The 26,092-nt window shown below is 73.3% G+C and carries 26 protein-coding genes; 15 read left to right on the top strand and 11 right to left on the bottom strand.

Annotation, left to right across the window (positions count from 1 at the left end; genetic code table 11):
* Nucleotides 1-21 precede the first annotated feature (21 nt).
* Nucleotides 22-666, top strand: coding sequence for a helix-turn-helix domain-containing protein (locus tag BMY61_RS19470; RefSeq protein ID WP_042445602.1), 645 nt, complete (start codon nucleotides 22-24; stop codon nucleotides 664-666).
* Nucleotides 667-779: 113 nt separating this feature from the next.
* Here the strand turns inward: BMY61_RS19470 and BMY61_RS46310 are convergent, their stop codons facing one another.
* Nucleotides 780-941: a hypothetical protein gene (locus tag BMY61_RS46310; protein WP_161791230.1), complete on the bottom strand. Its 162-nt coding sequence runs from the start codon at nucleotides 939-941 to the stop codon at nucleotides 780-782.
* Between the two features lie 122 nt (nucleotides 942-1,063).
* Here BMY61_RS46310 and BMY61_RS19475 point away from each other — a divergent pair, with 122 nt between their 5' ends.
* Nucleotides 1,064-2,551 carry an FG-GAP-like repeat-containing protein gene (locus BMY61_RS19475; protein WP_143094434.1) on the top strand — a complete coding sequence of 496 codons (1,488 nt, stop codon included), beginning with the start codon at nucleotides 1,064-1,066 and terminating at the stop codon, nucleotides 2,549-2,551.
* Between the two features lie 96 nt (nucleotides 2,552-2,647).
* Here the strand turns inward: BMY61_RS19475 and BMY61_RS19480 are convergent, their stop codons facing one another.
* From BMY61_RS19480 to BMY61_RS19490, 3 genes are all read right to left on the bottom strand, one after another.
* Nucleotides 2,648-3,400: an SDR family NAD(P)-dependent oxidoreductase gene (locus BMY61_RS19480; RefSeq protein WP_052438559.1), complete on the bottom strand. Its 753-nt coding sequence runs from the start codon at nucleotides 3,398-3,400 to the stop codon at nucleotides 2,648-2,650.
* Nucleotides 3,401-3,581: 181 nt separating this feature from the next.
* Entirely contained in the window at nucleotides 3,582-4,406 is an 825-nt protein-coding gene (locus BMY61_RS19485; RefSeq protein ID WP_042445858.1) for an aldo/keto reductase, read from the bottom strand.
* Between the two features lie 121 nt (nucleotides 4,407-4,527).
* A complete protein-coding gene (locus BMY61_RS19490) occupies nucleotides 4,528-5,757 on the bottom strand; it encodes an MFS transporter (protein WP_042445605.1) in 1,230 nt (409 codons plus the stop codon).
* Nucleotides 5,758-5,981: 224 nt separating this feature from the next.
* Here BMY61_RS19490 and BMY61_RS19495 point away from each other — a divergent pair, with 224 nt between their 5' ends.
* The gene (locus BMY61_RS19495) at nucleotides 5,982-6,455 is read left to right on the top strand and encodes a MarR family winged helix-turn-helix transcriptional regulator (protein ID WP_042445607.1); all 474 of its coding nucleotides are present in this window, start codon (nucleotides 5,982-5,984) and stop codon (nucleotides 6,453-6,455) included.
* Nucleotides 6,456-6,578: 123 nt separating this feature from the next.
* On the opposite strand, the gene atpF is transcribed toward BMY61_RS19495, so the two are convergent.
* The gene (gene atpF / locus BMY61_RS19500; protein ID WP_042445609.1) at nucleotides 6,579-7,079 is read right to left on the bottom strand and encodes a F0F1 ATP synthase subunit B; all 501 of its coding nucleotides are present in this window, start codon (nucleotides 7,077-7,079) and stop codon (nucleotides 6,579-6,581) included.
* Between the two features lie 207 nt (nucleotides 7,080-7,286).
* Between atpF and BMY61_RS19505 the strand changes: the two genes are divergently transcribed.
* Together BMY61_RS19505 and BMY61_RS19510 are read left to right on the top strand one after the other, a co-directional pair.
* The gene (locus BMY61_RS19505) at nucleotides 7,287-8,084 is read left to right on the top strand and encodes a hypothetical protein (protein ID WP_143094435.1); all 798 of its coding nucleotides are present in this window, start codon (nucleotides 7,287-7,289) and stop codon (nucleotides 8,082-8,084) included.
* Between the two features lie 68 nt (nucleotides 8,085-8,152).
* On the top strand, nucleotides 8,153-8,728 hold the full coding sequence (locus tag BMY61_RS19510) for a hypothetical protein (protein WP_075003976.1): 576 nt from the start codon (nucleotides 8,153-8,155) through the stop codon (nucleotides 8,726-8,728).
* A gap of 44 nt (nucleotides 8,729-8,772) precedes the next feature.
* Here the strand turns inward: BMY61_RS19510 and BMY61_RS19515 are convergent, their stop codons facing one another.
* Nucleotides 8,773-9,048 (bottom strand): hypothetical protein, encoded by a 276-nt coding sequence (locus BMY61_RS19515; protein WP_042445613.1) that lies wholly within the window; start codon nucleotides 9,046-9,048, stop codon nucleotides 8,773-8,775.
* A 536-nt stretch (nucleotides 9,049-9,584) separates the two neighbouring features.
* Here BMY61_RS19515 and BMY61_RS19520 point away from each other — a divergent pair.
* Nucleotides 9,585-10,928 carry an MFS transporter gene (locus BMY61_RS19520; RefSeq protein ID WP_052438561.1) on the top strand — a complete coding sequence of 448 codons (1,344 nt, stop codon included), beginning with the start codon at nucleotides 9,585-9,587 and terminating at the stop codon, nucleotides 10,926-10,928.
* A gap of 33 nt (nucleotides 10,929-10,961) precedes the next feature.
* On the opposite strand, the gene BMY61_RS19525 is transcribed toward BMY61_RS19520, so the two are convergent.
* A complete protein-coding gene (locus BMY61_RS19525; RefSeq protein ID WP_042445619.1) occupies nucleotides 10,962-12,425 on the bottom strand; it encodes an aminopeptidase P family protein in 1,464 nt (487 codons plus the stop codon).
* Nucleotides 12,426-12,534: 109 nt separating this feature from the next.
* On the opposite strand from BMY61_RS19525, the gene BMY61_RS19530 reads away from it, so the two are divergent.
* The 6 genes from BMY61_RS19530 (at nucleotide 12,535) to BMY61_RS19555 (ending at nucleotide 17,864) form a co-directional block, all read left to right on the top strand.
* Nucleotides 12,535-13,131 (top strand): helix-turn-helix domain-containing protein, encoded by a 597-nt coding sequence (locus BMY61_RS19530; protein WP_042445621.1) that lies wholly within the window; start codon nucleotides 12,535-12,537, stop codon nucleotides 13,129-13,131.
* 338 nt (nucleotides 13,132-13,469) lie between these two features.
* Nucleotides 13,470-14,054: an ArsR/SmtB family transcription factor gene (locus tag BMY61_RS19535; RefSeq protein ID WP_042445623.1), complete on the top strand. Its 585-nt coding sequence runs from the start codon at nucleotides 13,470-13,472 to the stop codon at nucleotides 14,052-14,054.
* Nucleotides 14,055-14,091: 37 nt separating this feature from the next.
* On the top strand, nucleotides 14,092-15,306 hold the full coding sequence (locus tag BMY61_RS19540) for an MFS transporter (protein ID WP_042445626.1): 1,215 nt from the start codon (nucleotides 14,092-14,094) through the stop codon (nucleotides 15,304-15,306).
* 38 nt (nucleotides 15,307-15,344) lie between these two features.
* Nucleotides 15,345-16,298, top strand: a complete 954-nt coding sequence (locus tag BMY61_RS19545; protein ID WP_042445628.1) for a carbohydrate kinase family protein — start codon at nucleotides 15,345-15,347, stop codon at nucleotides 16,296-16,298.
* Nucleotides 16,299-16,397: 99 nt separating this feature from the next.
* Nucleotides 16,398-17,234, top strand: coding sequence for a hypothetical protein (locus tag BMY61_RS46315; RefSeq protein WP_042445630.1), 837 nt, complete (start codon nucleotides 16,398-16,400; stop codon nucleotides 17,232-17,234).
* Between the two features lie 69 nt (nucleotides 17,235-17,303).
* Complete coding sequence (locus BMY61_RS19555; protein ID WP_042445633.1) at nucleotides 17,304-17,864, top strand: hypothetical protein; 561 nt, start codon at nucleotides 17,304-17,306, stop codon at nucleotides 17,862-17,864.
* Here BMY61_RS19555 and BMY61_RS19560 read toward each other — a convergent pair.
* Nucleotides 17,861-18,043, bottom strand: coding sequence for a hypothetical protein (locus BMY61_RS19560; protein WP_042445635.1), 183 nt, complete (start codon nucleotides 18,041-18,043; stop codon nucleotides 17,861-17,863). The two genes, BMY61_RS19555 and BMY61_RS19560, sit on opposite strands and share 4 nt — an antisense overlap.
* A gap of 154 nt (nucleotides 18,044-18,197) precedes the next feature.
* Between BMY61_RS19560 and hrpB the strand changes: the two genes are divergently transcribed.
* Entirely contained in the window at nucleotides 18,198-20,810 is a 2,613-nt protein-coding gene (gene hrpB / locus BMY61_RS19565) for an ATP-dependent helicase HrpB (protein WP_236655955.1), read from the top strand.
* Nucleotides 20,811-20,836: 26 nt separating this feature from the next.
* Here hrpB and BMY61_RS19570 read toward each other — a convergent pair whose 3' ends face one another.
* The 3 genes from BMY61_RS19570 to BMY61_RS19580 are packed head-to-tail and all read right to left on the bottom strand — an operon-like array spanning nucleotide 20,837 to nucleotide 24,309.
* Nucleotides 20,837-21,823 carry a redoxin family protein gene (locus tag BMY61_RS19570; RefSeq protein ID WP_342342527.1) on the bottom strand — a complete coding sequence of 329 codons (987 nt, stop codon included), beginning with the start codon at nucleotides 21,821-21,823 and terminating at the stop codon, nucleotides 20,837-20,839.
* A gap of 36 nt (nucleotides 21,824-21,859) precedes the next feature.
* Complete coding sequence (locus tag BMY61_RS19575; protein ID WP_236655956.1) at nucleotides 21,860-23,206, bottom strand: uracil-xanthine permease family protein; 1,347 nt, start codon at nucleotides 23,204-23,206, stop codon at nucleotides 21,860-21,862.
* Complete coding sequence (locus tag BMY61_RS19580; RefSeq protein ID WP_042445645.1) at nucleotides 23,185-24,309, bottom strand: aryl-sulfate sulfotransferase; 1,125 nt, start codon at nucleotides 24,307-24,309, stop codon at nucleotides 23,185-23,187. The genes BMY61_RS19575 and BMY61_RS19580 overlap by 22 nt, the downstream gene beginning before the upstream one ends.
* A gap of 138 nt (nucleotides 24,310-24,447) precedes the next feature.
* On the opposite strand from BMY61_RS19580, the gene BMY61_RS19585 reads away from it, so the two are divergent.
* Together BMY61_RS19585 and BMY61_RS19590 are read left to right on the top strand one after the other, a co-directional pair.
* Nucleotides 24,448-25,005 (top strand): helix-turn-helix domain-containing protein, encoded by a 558-nt coding sequence (locus BMY61_RS19585; protein ID WP_042445868.1) that lies wholly within the window; start codon nucleotides 24,448-24,450, stop codon nucleotides 25,003-25,005.
* A 78-nt stretch (nucleotides 25,006-25,083) separates the two neighbouring features.
* Nucleotides 25,084-25,956 (top strand): N-acetylmuramoyl-L-alanine amidase, encoded by an 873-nt coding sequence (locus BMY61_RS19590; RefSeq protein WP_143094436.1) that lies wholly within the window; start codon nucleotides 25,084-25,086, stop codon nucleotides 25,954-25,956.
* Nucleotides 25,957-26,092: the final 136 nt, after the last annotated feature.

Consider the following 26,092-nt stretch of genomic DNA (forward strand, 5'->3'; position numbering starts at 1 on the left):
TTCCTCTCGTATAGTGGATTCATGACCAATATAGTAGATCCACTGGTCGGGCAGATCGCCGACAGGGTCCGTGCCGAGCGGGGGCGGCGACGCTGGACGCTGGCCCAGTTGGCGGACGCGTCCGGGGTCTCGCAGGCGATGATCAGCCGCATCGAGCGCGGCGAGAGCAGCCCGACCGCCGTCGTGCTGGGCAAGCTCTCGGCGGCGTTCCAGCTCAGCGTGGCCTCGCTGCTCGCTCTCGCCGAGGGGGCGCCGGAGGAGGGGCTGCTGTCCGGGGCGATGCCCGTCGGCTCCGGCGCGCCCGCCGGGTTCGACTCGGCCGCCGGGGCCGGGGTGCGGCGCGGCAAGGACGTAGCCGAGTGGCGTGATCCCGGCACTGGCTACCGGCGACGGCAGATCAGCGGCCCTTCCTTTCCTGCCGAGGTGGCCGAGATCCGTCTACCCGCCGGTGCCGAGGTGCCCTATCCGGCAGCCGCCTTCGCATTCATCCGGCAGATCGTCTGGGTCCTGGACGGGCGGCTGACCTTCCACGAGGGCGACCAGGTCCACGAGCTCGAGCCGGGCGACACCATCGAACTCGGCGAGCCGGCCGACCGCGTCTTCGCCAACACCACCGATCTCGAGTGCCGGTACGCCGTCATCCTCGCCCGCGGCGCCCGGCCTTGACCCGGCCTGCCGGGTGCCGCGCCGATCTCAGTGACGTGCACAGTGATGTGCACCGCGATGGGCGACGCGTCGGTCGACCACTCGGGCGTCCACGGGGTGGTCCGCGCGGGCGTTCACGCGGGCGTTTGGTCGACCGTCCCCTCGGCCGTGCCGGCCCGGAGCTGCTCGCCGCCTCCGGCCGGCACGGCACCCACCTGGAAGCCGTCGCCGCTCAGCTCCACCCCGCCGTCGTCGCCCGCACGCAGGCCCGCCCCACCCCGCGTGCGGCAGCCCACCGGGCTCAATGGCAAGTCGGGCCTCAGGACAGGCGCGTCGGTCGGCGGAGGTAGAGTGCGCGCTCGGACGGGCGATCGCCCGTCAGGGGGAGGAATCAGTGAGCCTGTCAGGTACTGCGCGCGTGCGCGTGTTCACGAGTGCGGCAGTGGTCGTCGCACTGGTCGCGGCCGGCGGCGCTCTCGGCGCGGGTGCGGCCTCAGCCGCCCCGGCCGCGACGGCCGGCTCGGCGGCGTCGGGAACGTCCACGTCGGCTGCCCCGGTCTCGCCGACGGTGCACCGTTCGGACTTCCTGGGCAACGGATACAACGACCTCGCCCTCGGCGCGCCCGGTGGCACGGTCTCCGGCAAGGCCGGGGCGGGCTACGTCGTGGTGACCTTCGGATCCAGGAGTGGACTGCAGCCCGCGCGACGCGTCGTGCTGACGCAGGGCCACGGAGGGATCCCCGGCACGCCGACCGCGAACGCCGGCTTCGGGTCCGCGCTGGCCGTGGGCGACTTCAACGGTGACGGCTACACCGACCTCGCCATCGGTGCGCCCGGCGACGCGGGCGGCAAGGGATCGGTGACCATCGTCTTCGGTTCGGCGCACGGGTTCACCCATGCCACGCGCGTCGTCGGCACCGCGCGCCTGGGCACGGCGCTCGCCGCCGGGGACGTCGCCCGGACCGGGCGGGCGCAGTTGCTGGCCACCCAGACGCCCAGCAACTTCGGCGAGCTGGACCGCTTCTCCGTCCCCCGCCACGGCTACACCGTGCACAAGGAGGCGGACCAGGGCATCTACGGCTCGACCGCCATCGCCGTCGGCGACATGAACGGTGACGGCTACGCGGACGTGGTCGCCAGCTTCGCCGAGGTGGGCGGCAGCATGGCGCTCGCCTACTACCCGGGCAGTGCGCACGGCGTGGTCGCCTCCAAGGTGCAGGTGCGGATGTACGAGGGCGGCGCCGACATGGCGATGGCCGACCTCAACCACGACGGCCGCGCCGACCTGGTCGTCGGCAAGCCCCTGCCTCCGTTCGGCGGCTGCGCCCAGGACAGCACCGGTGGCAGCGTCTCGGTCTGGTACGGGAAACGATCCGTGGGCCTGGGTGCCGCGCCGTCGCAGACGATCACCGAGCGCACGGCGGGCATGCCGGGCGGCGCGTGGGCGCAGTGCGACGAGTTCGGCTCCTCCGTCGCCCTCGGTGACGTCAACGGTGACGGTTGGCTGGACCTGGCGGTGGGCGCGCAGCAGAAGACCGTGAACGGCCACACGCGGGCCGGCGCGGTGACGATCCTGCGGGGCGGCCCCAAGGGCTTCACCACCAAGGGCGCGCAGTTCCTGACCCTGAGCACCGCCGGGCTGCACGCCCGGGCCGGCGACAACTCCCAGTTCGGCTGGATGGTCGACCTCGCTGACTTCAACCACGACGGCCACGCCGACCTGGCCGCGACCGCGATCGGTCAGGGCGAGACCTCCCCGGGCTGGCCGTTCTACGGTGACGGCTCGCTCTCCCTGGTGACCGGCACCGTCGGCGGCCTCGCCCCCTCCCGAGCCGCCTACCTCACCCCGGCCTCCTTCGGCGCCCCGGCCCACGCCGCTCTCTTCGGCTGGGTCCTGGCCCGCTGAACCACCGTCCGACCTCGGTTCTACTTCGGTTCGACCTCGGTTCGACCTCGGTTCGGCCGCCTTCGCCCGCCCCGTCCGCCCGGGCGGGGCGGAACCTCAGGGTTGCAGGCCGCCGTCGACGGCGAGGACGTGGCCGGTGATGTAGGCGGCCTCGTCTCCGGCCAGGAAGAGCGCGGCCGCCGCGACGTCCTCGGGGAGGCCGAGGCGACCCAAGGGGGCGCGCGCTGCGATGTCGTCCAGCGCCTCGCGCGGGAAGGGGGCCGTCATGTCGGTTTCGATGACGCCCGGAGCGATGGCGTTGACGCGGATGCCCTGGGGGCCCAACTCCTGTGCGGCGCTGAGGGTCAGCGTCGCGATCGCGCCCTTGGTGGCGGCGTAGGCCGCCATGAACGCCACACCGGTCGAGGCCGCCAGTGAGGTCAGCAGCACGATGGAGCCTCCTCCGCGCGGAGCCATGATCCGTGCGGCGCCCTGCAGCACCGCAAAGGTGCCGAGCAGGTTGACCTCCACCACGGTGCGGGCGTCCGCAGTGGTGATCTCCTGAAGCGGCCCGCCGCGGCCCATCGTTCCGGCGTTGGCGATCACGATGTCCAACGCCGGGTGCTCCACGGCCAGGGTGGTCATGAACGCCTCGACCTGCGCCGGGTCGCCCTGGTCGAGCGCGAGCCCGGTCACCGTGCCGCCCGACTCGACGGCCACGTCCGCCGCCGCGTTCTTCGCCTCCTGCGCGTCGCGGCCGGTCAGCACGACCGTGGCCCCGGAGGCGGCCAGCCGCCGCGCCACCGCGCGGCCGATGCCGCGCGTGCCTCCCGTGACCAGTGCCGTCCGCCCGTCGAGTTCTCGCAGCATCCCCGCCCCCTGCCGTGGTTCGGCGCGGCACTCTGCCGCAGCATCACACAGAAGCACGAACAGGCTTGTCGTGTCCTGGAGATGACGGTTGCTCAGACGGCTTGTCGAGGCATTCGGAGGGCCGGGCGTGCGCGGTTCGGGCGCTGGGGTCAGGCTGCCCTGTCCGGCGCCGGCGGGCGGGTCAGTTGAAGGTGTCGGGGTGGGGGCCGGTCCGCAGCTCGCGGTCGAGGGCCTCGATCGCGGCCATCTCCGTGTCGTCCAACAGGAAGTCGAAGACGTCGAGGTTCTGGCGGATCCGCGCCGGGGTGACCGACTTGGGGATGACGACGTTGCCGAGCTGGAGGTGCCAGCGCAGCACGACCTGCGCCGGTGTCCGGTCCCGGTGGGCGGCGATCGCCATGATCGCGGGGTCGTCCAGCACCGCGCCCTGGGCCAGCGGGCTCCAGGCCTCGGTGACGATGCCGTGCTCGGCGTGGAAGGTGCGCAGCTCGGCCTGCTGCAGCCCGGGGTGCAGTTCGATCTGGTTGACCAGGGGGACGAGGGCGCTGTGGTCGAGCAGTCGACGCAGGTGGGCGGTCTGGAAGTTGGACACGCCGGCGGCGCGGACGCGGCCCTCCTCGACGAGTCGCTCGATCGCGCGCCAGGAGTCGAGGTAGAGGTCGCGGGCCGGGGTGGGCCAGTGGATGAGGTAGAGGTCGACGTGGTCGAGGCCGAGCCTGGCCAGGCCTGCGTCGAAGGCGCGCAGGGTCGCGTCGTAGCCCTGGTCCGGGTTCCACAGCTTGGTCGTGACGAAGAGGTCCTGGCGCGGCAGTCCGGAGGAGGCCAGCGCGCGGCCGACGCCGCGCTCGTTGCCGTAGACGGCGGCGGTGTCGATGCTGCGGTAGCCGGCGTCCAGGGCGGCGGTGACGGCCGTGGTGGTCTCGTCGTCGGGGACCTGGAAGACACCGAAGCCGAGCTGGGGGATCTCGACGCCGTTGTTGAGCGTCACGGTCGGGACGGTCGGGATGGCGGGGACGGTCATGGTGCGGTGGGTCCGTTCGGTGTGCGGTGTGCGGTGTGCGGTGAGCGGGTGCGGATGCCGGTGCGAGCCGCGTGGGTATGGGCGTGGGTGTCCCTGACCGTGTCGGTCAGGCGGCCGGCACGGAGCACGGGGGCGTCGGCGTGGTTGCCGGGAGTGGCCCGGTCGTCGTGGTCGGTGCCGGTGTCCGGGTCCGGGAGCGACGCTCCAGCGCGGCGGACCACACGGCGAGGACGAGGGCGGACGCCGCGAGGAGAGCGCCGACCCAGTTGGGTGCGGTGTAGCCGAAGCCGGCCGTGATGACGAGGCCGCCGAGCCAGGCGGAGAGCGCGTTGCCCAGGTTGAAGGCGCCGATGTTGACCGCGGAGGCCAGCGTGGGCGCGCCGTGGGCCTGGTCGAGCACGCGCTTCTGCAACGGCGGGACGGTGGCGAAGCCGAGCGCGCCGATCAGCACGATCGTGACGGCGGCGAGGAACTTGTTGTGGGCGGTGACGGTGAACAGGGCCAGCACGACCGCCAGTCCGCCGAGGGTGGTGAAGAGCATCGGCATCAGGCGGCGGTCGGCGTAGCGGCCGCCGAGCAGGTTGCCGAGGAACATGCCGATCCCGAACAGGACCAGCAGCCAGGTGACGGCGCCTTCGGAGTAGCCCGCGACCTGGGTCATCATCGGCGCGATGTAGGTGATCGCGGCGAACACCCCGCCGAAGCCGAGCACCGTCATCGCCATGGCCAGCACGACCTGGGTGTTGCGGAAGGCTGCGAGCTCGCGCCGCAGGTGGGCGCCCTCGGCGCGGGGCAGGACGGGGACGAGCCTGGCGATGCCGACCAGGCCGACGACGCCGAGTGCGGCGACGGCGGCGAAGGTGACGCGCCAGCCGACGGCCTGGCCGATGAACGTGCCCAGCGGGACGCCGACGATGTTGGCGACGGTGAGGCCGGTGAACATGGTGGCGATGGCGCCGGCCTTCTTGTTCGGCGCGACCAGGTCGGCCGCGACGACGGCGCCGATGCCGAAGAAGGCGCCGTGCGCGAGAGAGGCGACGATGCGGCCGACCAACAGGATCCCGAAGCTCGGCGCCAGGGCGGAGAGCAGGTTGCCGACGGTGAACAGGCCCATGAGCACCATGAGCATCGTTCTGCGGTTGATCTTGGTGCCGAGGGTGGTCATCAGCGGCGCGCCGATGACGACGCCGAGTGCGTAGCCGGTGACCAGGAGGCCCGCGGTGGGGATGGTGGTGCCGAAGTCACCGGCGATCCCGGGCAGCAGGCCCATGATCACGAACTCGGTGGTGCCGATCCCGAAGGCCCCGATGGCGAGGGCGAGGAGCGCGAGTGGCATGGCGCCTCCCTTCGTGCGATTGCTTGTGCGTCTTACGTGCTTCGACAATAGTTGCACACGCGCTATAAGTGCAAGTGCGTGCAATCACTCATGGCCTTGGAAGGTGGTGCGAGGGCTCCGCTCGGCGGGTGGGGATTGCTTGTCGGGGCCTGCTATCGGCATGAGCAGGTATTTTTGGCCAGGACGTATCCTGGAGGCAGCCGCCTCGGAAGGAGACCGGATCCATGACCGCCACGGACCCCGCGCTGACCGCCCTCGCCAACGGATGGGCCGCGCTCTACGTCCTGTACGGCCGGATCGAGGCTCACGTCGAGCGCTCACTGCAGTCCGAGCACGACCTGAGCGTGCGCGAGTACTCGCTGCTCGACGTGCTCGGCCGGCAGCACGACGGCGAGGGCGGGCACCTCCAGATGAAGCAGGTGGCCGACGCGGTCGTCCTCAGTCAGAGCGCCACGACCCGCCTGGTCACCCGCCTGGAGGACCGGGGCCTGCTCGCGCGTTACCTGTGCCCGACCGACCGCCGTGGCATCTACACCGACGTCACCGAGGACGGCCTCCAGTTGCTGGCGCAGGCTCGCCCGACGAACGACCGCGCGCTGAGCGAGGCGCTGGACGAGGCGGCGGCCAACCCCGAGCTGGCCCCCCTGGTCGCGGCGGTGAGGGCGATCAACCCGCCGGCGGCACTCGTCCGGCCCTGAGCGGACCCAGGGCATGAAGGCCGGAGGCTGAAGGCGTGAGCCGGAAGCCTGGTGCGTGAATGCCGGAGGCCGCCCCGCAGCAGCGGGGCGGCCTCCGGCATTGCAGCAGGTTCGGCGTGGCGCTCAGTCGGTCGCCGTCCTGAGGGCGTCCAGGTAGCGCTGGATCGCCGGGCTGTCGTAGCCGGCGTCGTCGAGCGGCTCGCCGACCATGCGCGAGGCCAGCTCCGTCGAGAGCCGGGCGATGTCGACCCGCAGGGCCGCCTCCACGAGCTCGCGATCGGCGTCGAGTTCGGCCTGCGCGGTGGCGAGCAGGCGGTCGCGCTGCTGCTCCGCCTCGCGGCGTGCCTCGGCGACCAGGACGGCGCCCTCCTCCCGCGCCTCCTGCACGATGCGCGCCGCCTCGTGGCGGGCCTCGGCCAGCTGCAGGCGGTACTCCTCCAGTGCTGCCGCCGCCTCCTTGCGCGTGGCCTCCGCGCGGACCAGTCCGCCGTCGATCGCTTCGGTCCGTTCGGCGATGATCCGCCGGGCCCGGGGCAGCAGCACCCTTCCGAGCATCCCGAAGATGGTCAGGAAGCACACGAGCCCGACGACGAGCTCCGCCTTGCTTGGATTCAGCGGTCCCATGCGATCAACCTATCTTGGGCTCAAGCGAGTTGACAATCACACGCGCACGAACGGCCGAGCTCCGGGCCTTGGCCTGTCCGGCGTCCGGTCCCGAACGGCGCAACGGGGCGTGCGAACCGCGTGGCGATGGCTTTTGTTGGGTGAGTGATACGTCCCCGGCCCCGAGCATGGCTCCTTGGGCTCCTCCCGCTCCTGCTGGTCTCCTCGGTGACACCCCAACAGGCCGCGGCCTCGCAGGTGGTGCCGCCACAGACCACCCTGGTCTTCAGTGACCTGTTCAAGAAGGCGGACTGGGGTCGGCCCGGCGCCGTCTGGTGCCCCTACACGTCCGCCTATCCGGACGGCCGGACCAACCCCGGTGACTGGAAACTGGATCGCACGACGGCCGGGGCGATGACCGTCGTCAAAGGCGGCGGGGTGCTCTTCCGCGCCCACCCGCTGACCAGCTCGCCGTTCGGGCTCTGGGCCACGGGTCTGCTCACGACGGAGCCCTGGGACGGCGGCCCCTGCGGAGGCGACGGGTTCATGGTCCAGCCCGACGACTTCCTGCTGGTCCACCTGCGCCTGCCCGGCAAGAGCGATGCAGGCGGGCACGCGGCCTGGCCCGGCGTGTGGACCTGGAAGGACGGGGACAACGAGATCGACGTCCTGGAGTGGCACAGCGAGTCGCCCGGCGCGGCGGAGTTCGTCAACCATGTGGACGGCGACGTCGGTGGACTCGTCCGGAGCAGTCTCCTCGGCTTCGGCAAGTGGGTCTACGTCGGCGCCCGCCTCGGCAGGGACAGCGTCACCTGGTATCTCGGCGACACCGTCCGGGACCTGAAGGCCGTCTTCAGCGACCACAAGGGCGTCCCGGCCGACTGGAAGGCGTACCTGATCCTCAATCTCAGCGTCTCCGGGCAGCCGAGCCGGGAGCCGAGGGCCCTGACGCCCATCACGAGCGAGATCTCCGGGGTGCAGGTCTACCGCCCGGTCGCGAAGCCCATGGGACGGACGGCCCCGTGACCCGGGGTCGTCCGCCGCTTCTGCCGCTGTCACCGCTTTCGCCGATCGAACGTCCGAAGGAGAAGTTCATGCGACGAGGCCTCACCATTGTTGCCTCCGCTCTGGTGGTTGCGTCCTCACCTGCGCTCGGCGCCGCAGCTCCCGTGCATGCGGCAGGAGTTCAGCTCCTCTCCTGCGCCGTCAGTTCCGAGCTGAACTTCACCCCGGGCGTCCAGATGGTGTCCGGTCCGCAGAGCGTCCTCGGGGCTCTGCAGGGGGAGCGGAGTACGGGGCCCGCCTGTGCAACGTCCGCCGACGGCATCACCGGAGCGGAGGCCACCTTGGCCGGAACGGGCTCGGCGGCCTGCCTGCCGGATCCGGTGCTGGCGACGGTGGACCTGGCCGGCACCATGGCGGTCACCTGGAAGAAGGCCGGTGGGGCGACCGTCGGCTCTTCCCAGATCACGTGGACGGCGACTCGGCTGAACCTCGGGAGCGTGGTGTTCACCGGCACCGTGTCCTCGGGACTGTTCAAAGGGGCGGCCGCGTCCGTTTCCGGCCTCTCGGCGGACGCGGTGACCAGTGTGAACGGTGGATGCATGGGGAGTTCGCCGCTCACGAGCGTCCGCACCACGGAGTCGTACCTGCGGCTCACGCAGAAGTGACCGGCGCGAGAAGCGGTCGACTCAGATGTGTCATATGTGAAATACTACTGCGCACCGAGGTGGGTCGATCGATCGGAGACTGACGGTGGCGCGGCCATGGAGCAGTGTCCTGGGTGTCCGCGCCCTGAGCCTCCGGGGCCGCGAGAGCCGAAGGCCGCGCCGTCGGTGACGGCCCAGGAGACGGCGCCGCGGGGCGCGCTGAGCACGCGCGAGCCCGCCGAGCCGCGGACCGGCAGGCCGTTGGTGCGGTCGCCGCAGGCGCGGACGCCGAGCACGAAGTGGCAGGGGCCGAGGTCGCCGTCCTCGTCCGGCAGCTCCAAGGTCGAGGCCTGCCCCGCTCGTTGGCACGTCCAACCCTTGACGTCGGTCGGCCGGGTGCCGGTCGGCCGACTGCCGGGCTGCGGCGAGCTCCCGCGGGCTGTGCTCGGCGCGCAGCCGGTCCAGGGAGTGACGGTTCTCAGCGGCGAACATCGACGGGCTCCGCAGGCGGGGCCGAGCCGGCGCGGGGGGACGAGTGCGAGGACCGCGTCCGGATTTCCGCCGCCGACGGAGAATGCTCGGGCGAGGTAAATCTTCCGGTCCCGACGACAATTCCCGCCCGGGGTTCGGGGAAGCGGGGAGCCTCCTGGGACGCACCCTTGAATCGGACCATTCCGGCACCTACCAGCCAGGTGGACAGGCCTGGTTGATGCGGGTGTTGACGCCGCCGCCTTTTCCGTGGCTAGATTTCGGGGCGGCCGGAACGCCCGCATTCGCCGGTGCCGGTTCATTCGTTCACCCACTCCCTCGAAATGGCAGTCACATGGCCGATGCGACCAGTCTGGATAAACCGCTCCGGGCGGCGGAGGACGTCGGGGTGGTGCGACCGCGACGGGTCCTCGTGGCGGCGAGCCTGGCGACCGGCATGTGCGTCATCGACATCAGCATCGTCAACGTCGCGATCCCGGCGATCCGGGCGGACCTGCGGGCGGGCCTTCCGATGATGCAGCTCGTCGTCGACGCCTATGTGGTCGTCATGGCGGGTCTGGTGCTGGCCGGTGCCGCCCTGGTCGGTCGGTACGGGGCCGTCGCGATGTTCCGTCTCGGGGTGGCTGTCTTCGGGACCACGTCGGTGCTGTGCGGTCTGGCGCCGGACGGGCCGGCGCTGGTGGCCGCACGTGTGCTGCAGGGACTGGGCGGGGTCCTGCTGACCCCTGCCACGCTGGTGATGCTCACCGACACCTACCCGGACGGGGAACAGCGCGCCAAGGCGATGTCGGTGTGGGCGATGGTCGCCGGCAGCCCGGCGGCCTTCGGCCCCGTCCTGGGCGGCGCGCTGGTCACGGCGGTCGGGTGGCGCAGCATCTTCCTCGTCAACGTGCCCGCGGTGGTGGCGATCCTGTGGCTGTCGTCCCGGAACATGCCCCGCGGCCGGGCGAGCGCCACCCGGCAGCCCCAGGACTGGCCGGGCCAACTGCTGGCGGTCGTCGCCCTCGGCGGCCTCGCCCTCGCCCTGACGGAGGGACGCGAGCTGGGCTGGACCTCCGCTCTTCCTGCCGCCGCGACGGCCACGGCCGTGCTGGCCCTCGGCGCGTTCGTCGTGCGGCAGCGCCGCTGCGCGCACCCGATGATCCCCGGTGACCTGCTCCGTGCACCCGGCTTCCGCAGCTTCGCCGTCCTCGGACTGTTGCTCTTCGCCGGCTACTACGGGCTGGTCTTCTCCGTCAGCGTCTTCCTCCAACAGGTGCGCGGCTACGGGCCGGTCACCACCGGCGTCTGCTTCCTGGCCTCGGCGCTGCCGATCACGCTGATGCCACTGGTGGCGGGACGCGTCCACGCCCGACTGGGCGCGCCTCGGGTCCTGGGCATCGGCGCGCTGCTGACGCTCCTCGGTGGCGTCGTGCTGACCGTCGTCGGCGGCGACGCCCCGGTCGGCACCTGCGGCGGACTGTTCTTCATCGGCCTCGGCTTCGGGCTGGTCACTGTTCCTCAGATCACCCTGACGCTGGCCAACGTCCCGCCGCACCGTTCGGCGATCGCCGCCGGACTGATGTCGGCGGGACGCTCGACGGGCACCACGATCGGTGTCGCGCTGCTCGGCGGCCTCCAGGCGGGCCCTGGGATCACCGCCCCGGCTTTCGCGGCCGTCGTCATCTACCTGCTCATGGCGCTGGCGCTGGGCGTCGGCAGCCGCGCGCTCCCCGCCGCCGCGCCTGCGTGACGCCCGGCCGCCGCCGTTCTCGGGCCAGGGGGATCAGCCGCGCAGCGCGGCCATCCAGGCCTCGACCTCGTCCGGCGTGCGCGGCAGGGCCGCGGAGAGGTTCTCGTTGCCGGCTTCGGTGACCAGGATGTCGTCCTCGATCCGCACGCCGATGCCGCGGTACTCCTCGGGCACCGACAGGTCGTCGGACTGGAAGTACAGGCCCGGCTCGACGGTCAGCACCATGCCCGGCTCCAGGGTGCCGTCGACGTAGGAGGCGTTGGGGGCCACGGCGCAGTCGTGGACGTCCATGCCGATCATGTGGCCGGTGCCCGCCAGCGTCCAGCGGCGGTGCAGGCCCAGCTCGAAGGCCTCCTGCACCGACCGCCCGCCCAACAGGCCCCAGGCCACCAGGTGCTCGGCCATGGTCCACTGCGCGGCGTGGTGGAAGTCCCGGTAGGCGGCGCCCGGCTTGACGGCCGCGATGCCCGCCTCCTGGGCGGCGAGGACCGCCTCGTAGACGCGGCGCTGGATCGCGCTGAACCGGCCGCTGACCGGCAGGGTGCGGGTGACGTCGGCGGTGTAGAGGGTGCGGGTCTCCACGCCCGCGTCGAGCAGCAGCAGGTCGCCGGGGCGCGCCTCGCCGTCGTTGCGAACCCAGTGCAGGGTCGTCGCGTGTGGGCCCGCGGCCGCGATCGTCAGGTAGCCGAGGTCGTTGCCCTCGATGCGGGCGCGCAGGAAGAAGGTGCCCTCCACCGCGCGCTCCAGGGTGGGCGAGTCGGTCGCCAGCATGCGGACCACGTCCTCGAAGCCGTGGGCGGTGGCCGTGCAGGCGTGGCGCAGTTCGCCGATCTCGAACTCGTCCTTGACCAGGCGCATCTCGGACAGGAAGGTGCGGAACTCCGCGTCGCGCTCGGCGGCGAGTTCCACGTCCGCGACGCCCCGCAGGGCGGCCTCGATGCCCGCGTCGTAGCCGCGCAGCACCCGGACCGGGCCGTCGGCCGCGCCCAACTGCTCGGCCAGAGTGCGCACGTCGCGGCAGGACAGGCCGAGCAGGCGCTCGTTCTCGGTCAGGCTGTTGCGGCGGCCGGTCCACAGCTCGCCGTGGTAGTCCAGCCAGAACTCCCCGTTGTCGCGGTCGGATCGGGGCCGCACGTAGGCGAACGCCTGGTGCCCGCCGTCCGCGACCGGCTCCAGCACCAGTACCGCGTCCTCGGACTGGTCGCCCGTCAGGTAGACGTAGTCGGAGGAGGGGCGGAAGGGGTAGTCGACGTCGTTGACGCGGACCTTGGGGTTGCCCGCCGGGACGACCAGCAACTCGCCGGGGAACCGGGCGGAGAGCGCGGCGCGGCGGCGCGCGGTGTGGGCTGCCTGGGGGAGCGGTTCCAGGTCGAGCCGCTCGGTGTCGGCCCAGCCCTGGCGCATGTGCGCGGCGAGCTCCTCGCTCACCCCCCGGTAGAGGCCGTTCTTGCGCTTCGTGCGCTCGTCGTCGGGGGCGCCAGAGGTCCGCTCGGTCACAACCGTCTCCTGGGTCGAAAGGTCCGCACTGCCCGGCGGCTGGGATATTGATCCAGTCGGGGCATTGCCCGTACGGTATACCGAACGGCAGGCGGAGAGAAGAGGAAGTGTGAGTGCCACCGAGGGCTCGGTCCGGGACGTGCTGGCCGCCAACCTGAAGCAGGTCCGCGCACGGCGCGGCCTGTCCCTGTCGGAGGTTTCACGGCGCTCGGGGATCGGCAAGGCCACCCTCTCCCAGCTGGAGTCGGGCACCGGCAATCCCACCATCGAGACGGTCTTCAGCCTGGCCCGGGTGCTGGAGGTGCCGATCTCGGACCTGGTGGAGCGCAGGCCCGCCGCCGGTCTGACGGTGGTACGGGCGCAGGACGCGGAGGTCCTGCGCGGGGAGGGCGTCGACCTGCGCTCACTGCGCCGTTTCGAGGTCGGCGACGGCGTCTTCGAGCTCTACGACCAGCAGGTGCGCGCCGGTTGCACGCAGGAGTCGCTGGGCCACGGCGGCACCGAGCACACCGTCGTCCAGGCAGGCCGGCTCGGCGTGCGGGTGGACGGCCAGGAGGTGGAGCTCGGGCCCGGCGACTACGTGGGCTTCGACGCGTCCGCACCGCACGCCTACACCGCGCTGGACGGCACCGTCCGCTCGGTGCTGCTCATCCAGTACCCGGCCCGGCCCCGGCCGCACCTGGCCGGCCCGGACGACGAGGACTGATCCTCCCGCTCTCAGGTGTTCGGTCTATCGAACGGTTGAGGGCGGGCTCGGCCGCACGTAGCGGCGGCCGAACTCGGCCTCCGGCACGGCTCCGGCCCGCAACGGCGCGTCCTCCCAGGGCGCTCGCCCACCGGCTGCACGCCGATCGGAGGGCCGTTGTCGGCGAAGCCCGGCGGCAGCGGCAGCGGCAGCGACATCGCCGGCTGGCCGGTGGCGGAGCGAGGGCGGCGGCGAGGGCGAGGGCGACGGCGAGCGCGACGGCGATGGGCGGAGCTCGCCAACTCGGCTTTCCAAGCGATTGCTTGACATGGCGTCGGGCAGGCGCCGATACTCCAAGCATGTCCTTGGAATCTGGCCCCGCCACTCCGGCGGACCCCGCCGGCAGCGCCGTGGCACTGCGGGCCCTCGCCCACCCGCACCGCCTGGCGATTCGCGAACTGCTGACCAGGCAAGGCCCGTTGAGTGCCGCCGAGGCGGCGCGGGAGCTTGGCATCAGCCAGGCGCTGGCCTCCCACCACCTGCGCCTGATGGCCAAGTACGGCCTCGTCCTCCCGGCCGCCGCACGCGACCAGCGGGAGCGGCGGTGGCGTCTCGCCAACGCCGAACTGTCCCTCGGCGGCGGCGAAAAGCAGGGTGTCGAGGTGGAGCAGGCCACCCAGGCCCTCGAACGGCTCTACCTGGAGCGGGCCCTGACCCGGTTCACCCGCTGGCAGGAGCAGCGGGAGAGCAGCCCCCGCGCGTGGCAGGACCAGGCCGGCCTGAGCGACAGTCTGCTGCGGATGACCGTCGACGAGCTCGCCGAGTTCAACCGCGCGGTGCAGGCGCTGCTGACCCCCTTCGTGCAGCGCGCCGCGGAGCCCGGGCGACAGCCGGCGAACGCCCAACCCGTGGCGATCACCATCCTCGTGACACCGGGCAGTTGAACTCCCCCTCGGCAGACACCTCGTAGTCAGGACCCCGATGCGCACCCTGCTGACCCACCGCGACGCCCTGCTCTTCCTGGGCGCTCAGAGCCTGTCCCAGTTCGGCGACAACGCGATGCTGCTGGTTCTCGGCGTCTGGGCGAAGACCCTCACCCACAGCAACGCCTCGGCCGGGCTCGTCTACTTCGCTCTGACCGTCCCTACGCTCGCGGCACCCCTCGGCGGGATGCTGGTCGACCGGGTCCGGCGACGCCCGCTGCTCGTCGCGGGCAACCTCGCGACCGGCACGGCCGTCCTGTGCCTCCTGGCCGTCCACGACGCGGGCGGCATGGCACTCCTCTACGCGGTGGCGCTGGTCTACGGCGCGTCCCGCAGCGTCCTTGGCGCCGCGCAGTCGGCGCTGCTCACCACGCTGCTCCCGGCCGAGCTGCTCGCCCCCGCGAACGCGGCCCTGCAGACCACGAGCCGCTCCCTGCGGTTGCTCGCACCGCTCGCGGGTGCCGGCCTCTTCGCCGCGTTCGGGGCGGGCCCGGTGATCTGGATCGACGTCACCACGTTCGCCGTAGCGGCCGCCGCGACCGCGGCTCTCACCCACCGCGAGGCACGCCCCACGCCCACCCCGGCCGGCACGCGCTGGAGCGAGCGCGTCCTCGCGGGCAGCCACCACCTGCTGGCCCGCGGCCCGCTGCGGGACGTGACGCTCGCGGCCGCGGCCGCGATGCTCGTCCTCGGCTTCGGCGAGACGATCGTCTTCGCCGTCGTCGGCACCGGCCTGCACCGCCCGCCCGCCTTCCTCGGCGTGCTGCTGACCCTCCAGGGCATCGGCGCCGTCCTCGGCGGGCTGACCGCCGCAGCCGTCATCCGGCGTCTCGGCGACGTCCACGCGGCCGCGCTCGGCATGGCGGCCTGCGCCCTGGGCAACGCCTGCTACCTCACCCCGTGGCTCGGCACGGTCACGGCGGGCTTCGCCGTCAACGGTCTCGCCACCAGCTGGGTCGCCGTCGCCTTCGTCACCACCTTCCAGTCGCGCACCCCCAAGGACCTCCAGGGCCGCGTCTACGCCGCCGCCGACCTGCTCACCAGCGGCCCCCAGGCCCTCTCCATCGCCGTCGGCGCCGCGCTGGTCGGTGTGCTGGACTACCGCGTCCTGCTGCTGGCCATGACCACCGTCCCCGCCGCCGCCGCGCTCCGCCTGCGCCTCCGCTCTGCGGCCCGCCCCGCGGCGCCGGTCGCCGACGGTGCCGCGGGATAGGCTGCCGGGAAGCTGCAGCACGACCGGAGTGTGAGGGCATGTCCGACTTCCTCGTGATCGGCGAGAGCGTCGCCGACATCGTCCGCGCGCCCGGGCGGGCGGACGTGCCGCATCCCGGGGGCAGTCCGGCCAACGTCGCCTACGGCCTGGCCCGGCTCGGGCACGACGCCACGCTGCTGACGCAGCTCGGCGACGACGCGATGGGTGGGCTGATCCGCGCCCACCTGGAGTCGGCAGGGGTGCGGTTGACGGACGACGGGCAGCGAGGCGTCCGGACGCCGACCGCCGTGGTGTCGCTCGACGGGGACGGGAAGGCGTCGTACGCCTTCGACATCGCGTGGACGCTGCGGCCGGTGGCGCTTGCCGGGCCACCGCCTGCGCACGTCCACCTCGGCTCCATCGCCGCAGTGGCCCACCCCGGAGCCGATGCGGCGCTCGCCCTGGTCGAGGAGCTGCGCGAGCACGCCACCGTCAGCTACGACCCGAACGTGCGCCCCGCGCTGATGGGGGAGCGGGCGGAGGCGCTACGGCAGGTGGAGCGCTGCGTCGCCGCCGCGGACGTGGTCAAGGCCAGTGACGAGGACCTGTCCTGGCTCTACCCGGACGAGCCGGAGGCGTCGGTGGCCGCCCGCTGGCTGGCGGCAGGCCCCTCGCTCGTCCTCGCGACGCGCGGCGCCGCCGGAGCCGTGGCCTACACCCGGACCCACACCGTCGCGGCCCCGGCGGGCCGGGCCACGGTGGTGGACACGGTCGGCGCGGGCGACTCCTTCATGTCCGCCACCCTCCACACTCTGCGCGCTCTGGCCCCGGACCGCGCCGGGCTCGCCGCCCTCGACCGGGCCGGGCTCGCGACCGTGCTGCACTGGGCGACGGTGGCGGCCGCGCTCACCGTCTCCCGTGCCGGCGCCAACCCACCGACGGCTGCGGAACTGGCCGCCACGCCGGCATCGGTGTCCCGCGGCCCGGAAGGCCGTATGATCACGGGCGGTTGACCGGTCAAGGGGGATGACGCAACCGTGATCAGTGGGTCCGCAAACGCTGCACACGCAGTTCCGTCGGTGGTCGTTCAATCCGGCCGGACGAGGGCCTGGTTGACCCAGGACGGGATCCTCTGGGAGCCGGGCGGACGGAGCGACGAGGAGCGTCGGTTGATCCCGTACCGCGCGATCCGCAGCGTGACGGCCGAGCCCGACCGCCGTCGAAGCTGCGCACTGCGGATCGAGGCCGTCCTCTCGGAGTCCGCGGCATCGGAGATCTTCGCCCTGCGCTGCGGGCGCAACGACGGGATCGCCTTCGCGGACGTGGTCACCCGCCTGCTGCCGCACCCGGCCGCGGCCGAGGCGGCGACGGACGCGGCGACGGACGCGGCGACGGACGTAATGACGGGCGCGGAACGGAAGACGACGGGCGCCGCGCTCTGGTGGTGGTCGGGCGGCGCGCTGGGCGCCGCGTGGCTCGCCCAGTTGCTGTACGTGTTGTCCGAGCACCGGAACGACGCGGTCCTCGGCACTGTGGTGGGTCTCGTCCTCTGGGGGGCGCTCGGCTTCATGATCTTCTGTGCGCGCGTCATCCTGGGCGGCGCCTGGCGGGCTTGGCGGTACGGAGTCCACTTCGAGTCCCGCTTCGTTTCCACCCGGATCAAGCGCAGCCGCCAGTACAACAGTGCCACCCGATCCTCCACCACCTCCACCACCGTGCTGGACGCTTACGAGTTCGTCGACCTGCACGGTCGGGTTCGGCACTACGAGAGCACAGGCAAACGCAGGCCGACGCGCACGGTGCTGGCCGTGTCGGGGGACGAGGGCACGGCCGACACCGCCCTCGGCACTTATCTGCTGGCGGTGTTCGTGTCCGTGCTGTACTTCCCGCTCGCCTTCCTGGTGGGCGTACTGGCCGTGGTGTGTGTTCCGGGGATCGCTCTCGAGTAGGTCCAGGGGCAGGAAGCGGGGCCGGCGGAGACCGTTCCTTACGGGCCTGCCACCGGTCACGATGGCCGGGTGAACCTCGAAGTCGTCTTCGCCGGTGACCACGTTCGTCTTGCGGAGCCTGTCCTCGCGTCGGCCGACCTCGCGCCGGGGAGCGTCATCCCTGCGACGGCGATACGCGACGCCGACCCGGATGCCGTTCCACCGGAAATCCGTACCGTCTCGGGCAGGACTGTCTTCGTGTCAGCGGTACAACGTGCCGAACTGGAACGCTTCTGCCTCGCCAACCGGATCCGTCTGCAGTCCAGGCCGAACGTATGGGGAGACCTTCTCGAACCGTTTCTCGACACCGAGTTCACTCCCGAGCGCAGGACCGTAACTCAGGCACGTCTGAGCCAGGTCGGTCTGGATGAGGACGCGGTGGCCGGCATCAGGGCGAAGGTCGCCCCACTCATGGTCGCCTACAACGCGATGCACTGGGACTGGTGCGACCTCGGCCTCGCCGACCTCATGGACGCGGCAACCGCCCCGTGGATTCCCGAGGACCGGCAGATCAAGCCCGCCGAAAGATCTGCCTTCTGCACCTGGGCCATGAAGATCGCGGATCTCGGCCACTCCCACGACAGACCCTAGCTACAGCTGACCCGGACGGACGACGCAGCCCTTGTCCGCGGCCGGCGCGCCAGCCGGAGTGGGGCCCGGTCGGTGGCGGCCGGGGTGGCCCCGTCCAGGGTCGGGCCGGCCGGATCGCAGGCGGGGAGGCCGAGCGCGAGCGCGCCGACCGCGATCACCAGGGTGGGGATCCGCTTCATGCCCCGCAGCCTGCTGCCTCGGTCGAGGTGGCGTCAGGGAAGTCGCCGGACCGTGACCGAACGGGCGAGCGAGCCCGGAGAGGGTCAGCCGCACGATCCGCTCCGCCGTGAACGCGCCGCGAATGCGCCGCGGGTGCGTTCGCGGGGATCGCCGGTGATCGGGGAGACTGCCGGGGTGAACCCCGCCTGGCTCGACCTGCCCGTCCGTACCGCCGTGCCCGCGCTCTGGCGCGCCCTGGAGGAGCGTGGGGCGGCCGTGCTGGAGGCGCCGCCCGGGACGGGGAAGACGACGCTGGTGCCGCTCGCGCTCGCGGGGTTGGTGGAGGGACTGCCCCGGGAGGTGGAGGACGGCGCGCACGCGCGGCGGGTGTTGGTGGCCGAACCGCGGCGGCTGGCGGTGCGGGCGGCGGCGCGGCGGATGGCGTGGTTGTTGGGGGAGCCCGTGGGGGAGCGGGTCGGGTTCACGGTGCGCGGGGAGCGGAAGGTCGGGCCGCGGACCGTCGTCGAGGTCGTCACCACCGGGGTGCTGCTGCAGCGCCTCCAACGTGACCAGGAGCTGGCGGGGGTGGACCTCGTCCTGCTCGACGAGTGCCACGAGCGGCACTTGGACGCGGACACCGCGCTGGCCTTCCTGCTGGACGTGCGGGCCGCCCTGCGGCCCGAACTGCAGCTGGTGTGCGCCTCGGCGACCTCCGACACCGCCGCCTGGGCCCGCCTGCTCGGCGGGGAAGCCGGGGAGCCCGCGCCGATCGTCGAGGCCCACGGCATCCAGCACCCCGTGGACGTGGTCTGGTCGCCGCCCCCGCGCCCGGTCCGGCCGCCGCAGGGCCTGCGGACGGACCCGGCCCTGCTGGAGCACGTCGCCGCGACCGTGCTGCGGGCCCTGCGCGAACGCGACGGCGACGTGCTCTGCTTCCTCCCCGGCACGGGCGAGATCGCCCGGGTCGCCGGGCTGCTCGGCGCCGTGCGCGACACCGTGGACGTGTTGCAGCTGCACGGTCGCGCCGACCGTGCCGTGCAGGACGCCGCGCTCTCCCCCGGCGCCCGGCGCCGCGTGGTGCTGACCACGTCCGTCGCCGAGTCGTCGCTGACGGTCCCGGGCGTGCGCAGCGTCGTGGACTGCGGGCTGGCCCGCGAGCCGCGGACCGACCACGCACGGGGCCTGGCCGGGCTGGTCACCGTGCGGTCCTCCCTGGCGACCGGGCGGCAGCGCGCCGGTCGCGCGGGACGGGAGGCGCCCGGCGCGGTCTACCGCTGCTGGGCCGAGGCCGAGGACGCGCTGGCGCGGGCGCTGCCGACACCGGAGATCATGCAGGCGGACCTCACCTCCTTCGCGCTGCAGACCGCCTGCTGGGGTGCGCCCGGTGCCACCGGGCTCGCTCTGCCCGACGCTCCGCCGTCCGGCGCGATGGCCGCCGCGCACACGACGCTCGCGGCCCTGGGCGCCGTCGACGCCGAGGGGCGGGCGACCGGACGGGGCGTCCGCATCGCCCGCACCGGCCTGCACCCCCGCCTCGGCCGGGCGCTGCTGGACGGGGCAGCGCTGGTCGGCGAGCAGCAGGCAGCCGAGCTGGTGGCGCTGCTCTCCGAGGAACCGCCGCGCTCGCTGGGCGAGGACCTCGCCGCGGTCCGCCGCGCGGTGCGCGGCAGCAAGGACCCCTACGCGGCACGCTGGCGCGAGGAGGTCCGGCGGCTGCGCCGGCATCCGGACGCCGAGGAGCCGCCGCAGCAGGTCGGCGACGCCGCCGCGGCCGGGCTGATCGCGGGGCTGGCGTTCCCCGAGCGTATCGCCAGGGCGCGCACCCCCAAGGCCGGGCAGCCCAGGCCCGAGCCGGGCGCGCCGGCCGCCTACCTGATGGCTTCCGGCACCGCCGCCGCGACCGGCGCGGGCTCGGCCCTGTCCGGCGCGGAGTGGATCGCGGTGGCGGTCGCCGACCGCCCGGCCGGATCGCCCTCGGCGCGGGTCCAGTTGGCCGCCGTCACCGACGAGGCCACCGCCCGGCGCTGTGCGGCGGCGCTGCTGACGGACCGTGACGAGGTGCGCTGGGCGGTGCCCCCGGGGTCGCGTCGCGGCGAGGTGGCGGCCCGCCGAGTGGCGTCCCTGGGCGCGGTCGAGCTCGCCACCGAGCCGATCGCGGCGCCGGATCCGGCGCTGCTGCGGGCGGCGCTGCTGGAGGGACTGGCCACCGAGGGCGTCGGCGAGCTGCTGACCTGGTCGGCCGAGGCGACCGGTCTGCGGCAGCGCATGGCGTTCCTGCACCGCGTGATCGGCGACCCGTGGCCGGGGGTCGACGACCGCTCGCTGCTGGAGCGGGCCGGGGACTGGCTGGAGCCGGAGCTCTCCCGCGCCCGCCGCCGCACCGACCTGGAACGGATCCCCACCGCCACGGCCCTGGCCCGGCTGCTGCCCTGGGCCTCCGGCGCGGCCGGTCGCCTCGACGAACTCGCGCCCGAGCGGATCACCGTCCCCACCGGCTCCCGGATCCGCGTCGACTACTCCACCGACCAGCCGTTCCTGGCGGTCAAGTTGCAGGAGCTCTTCGGCTGGCAGGACGCGCCCCGGCTCGCCGACGGCCGCGTCCCGCTGACGATCCACCTGCTCTCCCCGGCGGGCCGTCCGGCCGCCGTCACCGGCGACCTGGCGTCGTTCTGGCGCGAGGGCTACCGCGCTGTCCGCGCCGAACTGCGCGGCCGGTACCCCCGTCACCCGTGGCCGGAGGACCCGACCGCCGCCGAACCCACCCGCCGGGCCAACCCGCGGCGCTGACCGGCCCGTCCGATCGAGCCGGGTGTTCAGTTCTCAGGGTGCTCGCGCAGCCAGGCGAGGACCTGGCCGGCGTGCGCGTTGGGCGGGAAGATCGGGTAGAAGACGTGCTCGATCACCCCGTCGCGGACGACCAGCGTGATCCGCTTGAACAGCGTCATCCCGTCCACCTCGAAGGTGGGCAGGTCGAGCGCGGCGGCGAGGGCCAGCCGCGTGTCCGAGAGCATCGCGAACGGCAGCCGCAGACGCTCCACCAGCTCGCGCTGGTAGGCGGTGTCCTGACTGGAGAGGCCGAAGACCCGCCGGGCGCCGGCGTCCAGCAGCTCCTGGTGGTGGTCGCGGAAGTCGCACGCCTCGGTGGTGCAGCCGCGGGCGCCGGGGATGGCGTCCCAGCCGTCGGGCAGGTCCGCCTCCGGGTGGCCCGTGAGGGGGTAGAGGTAGAGGACCGTGCGGCCGGTGCCGAGGGCGGCGAGGGCGACGCGCTTCCCGTCCGTGCCGGCCAGGGTCAGTTCCGGGGCGGACCGACCGACGAGGTGGTCGGCCGCGCCGTCGTCCTGCGGGACGGGGAGGTTCTCGGGAAGCCGGTACAGGTCGCTCATCTGGTGCTCTCCATGGTGCGTCTGGGTCGTCCGGTCCGGCGGCGGGGTGCCGCCGTTGCGATGAGCGGCCTCGCGCAGCTGCGCGACCAGCGTCCGCCGACGGGACGACAGCGCGTCGATCCGCTCGGTCAGTTCGTCGATCGCCGCCCGGTAGCCGGCCAGCGACGCCGGGCAGTCGTCGGCGTGCTCCCGCCCGGACGCCAGGCAGTCCAGGAAGGGCCGCGTCCGGTCGACCGCGATGCCGAGGCCGCTCAGGGCCCGGATCTCCGCCACGACGCGGACGTCGTGCTCGTCGTAGTCGCGGTAGCCGTTGGCCAACCGGCGCGGGGTGACCAGTCCCAGCGACTCGTAGTAGCGAATCGCCTTGATGGTCACACCGGCGCGGCCGGCCACGTCGCTGATCTTCATGCCGCTCATCTCCAGGAACGCTAAACCCTGCCCCTTGGGGCAAGGTCAACCCTGTCCGGAGACTTTCACGGACCGGCCCACCGGCCAAACCCTGCGCAGGCCGGTCAGCAGGACCGCCGCGACGGTCCCGGCCACCACGCCGCTGCCCAGCACGCTGCGGGGCGCGTCCGGGAGCCCGGCGTAGAGGCCGGGCGCCACCACCGGCAGCAGACCCGCCGTCAGGGCGAGGCCGACGACGAGCGCGTCCGCGTCGGGGGCGTTCTCACGGGCGCCGAGGCGCTGCTGACCGAGAAGCCGGACGCCCAGCACGGTGATCGTCGCGTAGACCACCAGCGCCGAGCCCGCCACCACGGTCGTCGGCAGCGCCGCCACCACCCGTGAGAGCGGCGACAGCACACCCGCCGCGATCAGCAGGACACCCGCCGCCGCGGTGACGTAGCGGCTGCGGACGCCGGTGAGGGTCGTGACGCCGATGTTCTCCGAGCTCGTCACCATCGGCGGCGCACCGAGCACGCCGCCCACCAGCGAGACCAGCGCGTCCGCGCGTGCCACCCGGGGAACGTCCCGGCCGAGGTCGGGCACCTCGCTGTTGAGCGCCGTCTGGCCGGTGGCCTCGGCCAGCGAGGAGAGGCTGAACAGCAGCAGCGGCAGCGCGGCCGACAGGTCGAACCGGGGCGTGCCGTAAGGCAGCGGCTGCGGCAGCGAGACGCCGGCCCCGCCGGTCGGGGCGAACGAGGCCAGGCCGCAGGCGACGGCGACCACGGCGCCGCCCACCAGCCCGACGAGCACCGCCGACTGTCGCCAGGCGCCGCGCAGCAGCAGGTGGGCCGCGAGGGTCAGTACGACGGTCAGACCCGCGGCGGCCAGGGCGCGTGGCCCGGCCTGCCCGCCCGGGCCGGTCAGCAGCTGCGCGGAGATCCGGACCATCGAGATCCCGACGAGCAGCACCGTCACGCCCGTCACCAGCGGCGGGAAGAGCCGGACGACCTTGCCGTACAGCGGAGTGACGGCGAGCAGCACGGCCGCCGCCAGCAGGACCGAGCCGGAGGCCACGGCCGGGCCGTGGTCGCGCGCGACCTGGAGGAAGAGCGCGGTCGCGGCGCCGCCCGGCAGCATCACGAACGGCAGCCGGGCGCCGAACCCCCACAGCCCGAGCGACTGCAGGACCGAGCCCGCACCGGACAGCAGCAGTACGGCGCCGAGCAGGGAGGAGGTCTGGCCGGGCGTCAGACGCAGCGTGGTGGCGGCGAGGAACACCGTGGAGACGGGCGTGGCGGCCATCGCGACCACGTGCTGCACCGCGAGCGGGACCAGGCGACGCAACGGGGGACGCGCGTCGACGGCGGGCGTGGGCGGGGGCGTGGGCGTCGTCACGGGCGGGCGTCCAGCCACGGGATCTCCTCGGGGGCGTGACGGTAGGCGCGGAAGACGGCGTTGGGCTCGGCGGGGAAGAGCGAGCGGACCTCGGACTCGGTGTACGCGCCGAAGTGCGGCACGACGTACTCCCAGCACAGGTAGCCGTCCGCGGTCACCTCGAACAGGCGGCCCGCCGGCGAGTCGGTGACCAGGGTGGTGCCGCCCGGCAGCCGCTGCGCGGAGCCCATGAACGGCGCGAAGAAGGACTCCTTGGCCGGGTCGTGGTACTCCCAGGCGACCTTGCCGGAGGCGCGGTCGATCTCGACGACGCGCGAGTACGGCACGTCGTGGCCGGGCCGGAAGACGCCGTTGTCGAAGACGAGCAGGCGGCCGTCGGCCTGTTCGGTGGGGTGGTGCTGCTGCGAGACGGTGCCGGGTTCGGAGCGCCACAGGATCTCGCCGGTGGTCCGGCTGATCACGACCACGGCGGAGACGCTGCGCAGACTGGCCAGCACGTTGCCGTCGGCGAGCGGCGTGACGCTGTTGATCAGCGGCCAGTGTTCGCGTGCGTAGTCCGGGTGGAGGGGGTAGGCGTCGCGGTCGAGGTGGTCCGCGGCACGCCAGGTCCAGCGGGGCGAGCCGTCGGGGCCGACCTCGGTGACGGTGTCGGCCCACACGGTGTCTCCGCCGGCCTCGGAGCCGGGGACGCCGCCGCGCACCGCCGCGGCCTCGGCGCCGCGCAGCGGCTCGACCCCGGTGTACAGGACGCCGCCGTCGTCGAGGTGGTGGGCGTCGTGGTGCTGGCGCGGGTCGCGGTGCTCCCACAGGACCGTGCCGTCCGCGGCGGCGCGGAGCATCACGCCGCCCCGGTACTTGTGCCACATCGGGAAGAGCGCCGCCTCGCCGGGCAGCACGCCGTTGTAGGCGAGCTCGCCCCCACGCACGATCCGGGCGTGGCGGCCGGGGCGGTAGGGGAGGTGCCAGCGGTGGGCCTCACGGCCCGCGAGATCCACCAGGTACACGGCGCCGCCGCCGGTCAGCGGGGCGAAGAGGGTGAACCCGGGGAAGGCGGCGTCCGGATCGAGGGCGATGAGCCCGGTGCCGCGGCGGCGGCGCTGGTTCTGGTCGACTCGGGACATGACGACGAACTCCTGTCAAAGATTGTTTGATGAGCTCAAAGTGCTTTGACCCTAGGAGTGTCCTGTGACGACTGTGTTGCAGCCGTGCGAAACGTGCCGGGAGGGTGCGTAAGGTGGCTGCAGGGAGGAGCGGTGATCATGGACGAATCGGAACAGGGGGAGGCGCGCCTGGGCGGCGCCGTCCGGCGCCGGCGCCGAAGCCTCGACCTGACGCTGGCCCAGGTCGCCCTGCGCACCGGCCTGTCGGCCCCGTTCCTCAGCCAGGTCGAGAACGCCCGCGCCCGCCCGAGCATGCGCTCGCTCCAGCGCATCGCCGACGGGCTGGAGACCACCGCCGTCGACCTGCTCGCGGCCGCCGACGCCGTCGACCGCCCGGTCGACCTGGTCCGGTCGTCCGACGACGACGCGGGCCTGGCCCGGGACGCCGGGACGCGCAGCCTGGTGCGCGGCCGACGGCAGCTCCACGCCCTGGAGTTCACCGGTGAGCACGCAGCGGACCGGGAGTTCCTGCACCCCAACGACGAGCTGCTCCACGTCGTCGACGGAACGGTCGAGGTCGAGGCCGACGGCCGGGTCCACCTGCTGCGCCGGGGCGACACGCTCTACCTGGCCGGCGGGGTCCGGCACCGCTGGCGCAGCACCGCCCCCGACACCCGCCTGCTCGTCGTCGCGGTCTCCGACCACGTCACGGCGTGAGCCCGTCCGCGTGACGGACACGCCGTGTGGTCGGGAGGGACCGGCCCGAATGCGACAATCGTGCTTATCGTCGTGGGCATGCTCGTCGAACGGCGTTTGATGCTGCGCAGGGCGGCCCAGGTCGCCCTGGCCGGAGGAGTGACCGCTGCGACCGCGTGGGCCGCGGCGGAGTTCGGGTCGAGGCCGAAACAGGCTCCGCGCGCGTGGGCCGACCCGGCCGCGGTGCGGTGGGTCGCGAACCAGCCCGCGATCGTGCGCCGGGCCGACTGGGACACCGTCGCCCCGCACAAGGGTCCGCTGCCCGCGCCGCGTTACGCGAGCGGGGTGCGGGCCGCCTTCGTGCACCACACCGACAGCGGGAACGAGTACGGGGCGGGGGAGGTCCCGGACATCATCTGGAGCATCTTCGACGACCACACGGGCCGTCAGGGCTGGGACGACATCGGCTACAACTTCCTGGTCGACCGGTTCGGCACCGTCTACGAGGGGCGCCACGGCGGGATCGACCAGCCGGTGATCGGTGCGCACGTCAGCGGATTCAACGTCGGCACCGTCGGGATCGCCGCGATCGGCACCTTCACCGAAGGGACCGAGGTGCCCGCGGCGATGCTGCGGGCCATCAGCGGCCTGGCGGCGTGGAAGCTGAGCCTCGGCGGCGTGGACGCACTGTCGACGACGACGCTCACCTGCTGCGACTCGCTCAGCCGCTACCGCGCCGGCAGCCGGGCCACCTTCGCGGCGGTCTCGGGCCACACCGACGCGGACTGCACCTACTGCCCCGGCTCCTCGCTCTACGCGGCGCTGCCGCGGATCCGTCAGGCGGCGGCGGCCGTCCAGCGGGCCACCACCCACCCGGTCTTCGGCCCCCAGCGCCCGATGCTGCTGGCCCGGCCGGACGCCCGTCCCTGTTCGGCCGGTGGGGACTCGGCGCCACCGCCGTCGTGCGGGTGATTCGACGCCGGATCAGGTGTCACCCGTCGCCGGGCACGGCATGGATGCAGTCAGACAAGCCGATGAACGGCAGGCGCCCGAGGTCGCAGACCGCGCCTGGCCGCCTCGGTGCCATGCCGCCGCCCGGGACGAGGGA

The organism is Streptacidiphilus jiangxiensis (assembly GCF_900109465.1).
Lineage (GTDB): Bacteria > Actinomycetota > Actinomycetes > Streptomycetales > Streptomycetaceae > Streptacidiphilus > Streptacidiphilus jiangxiensis.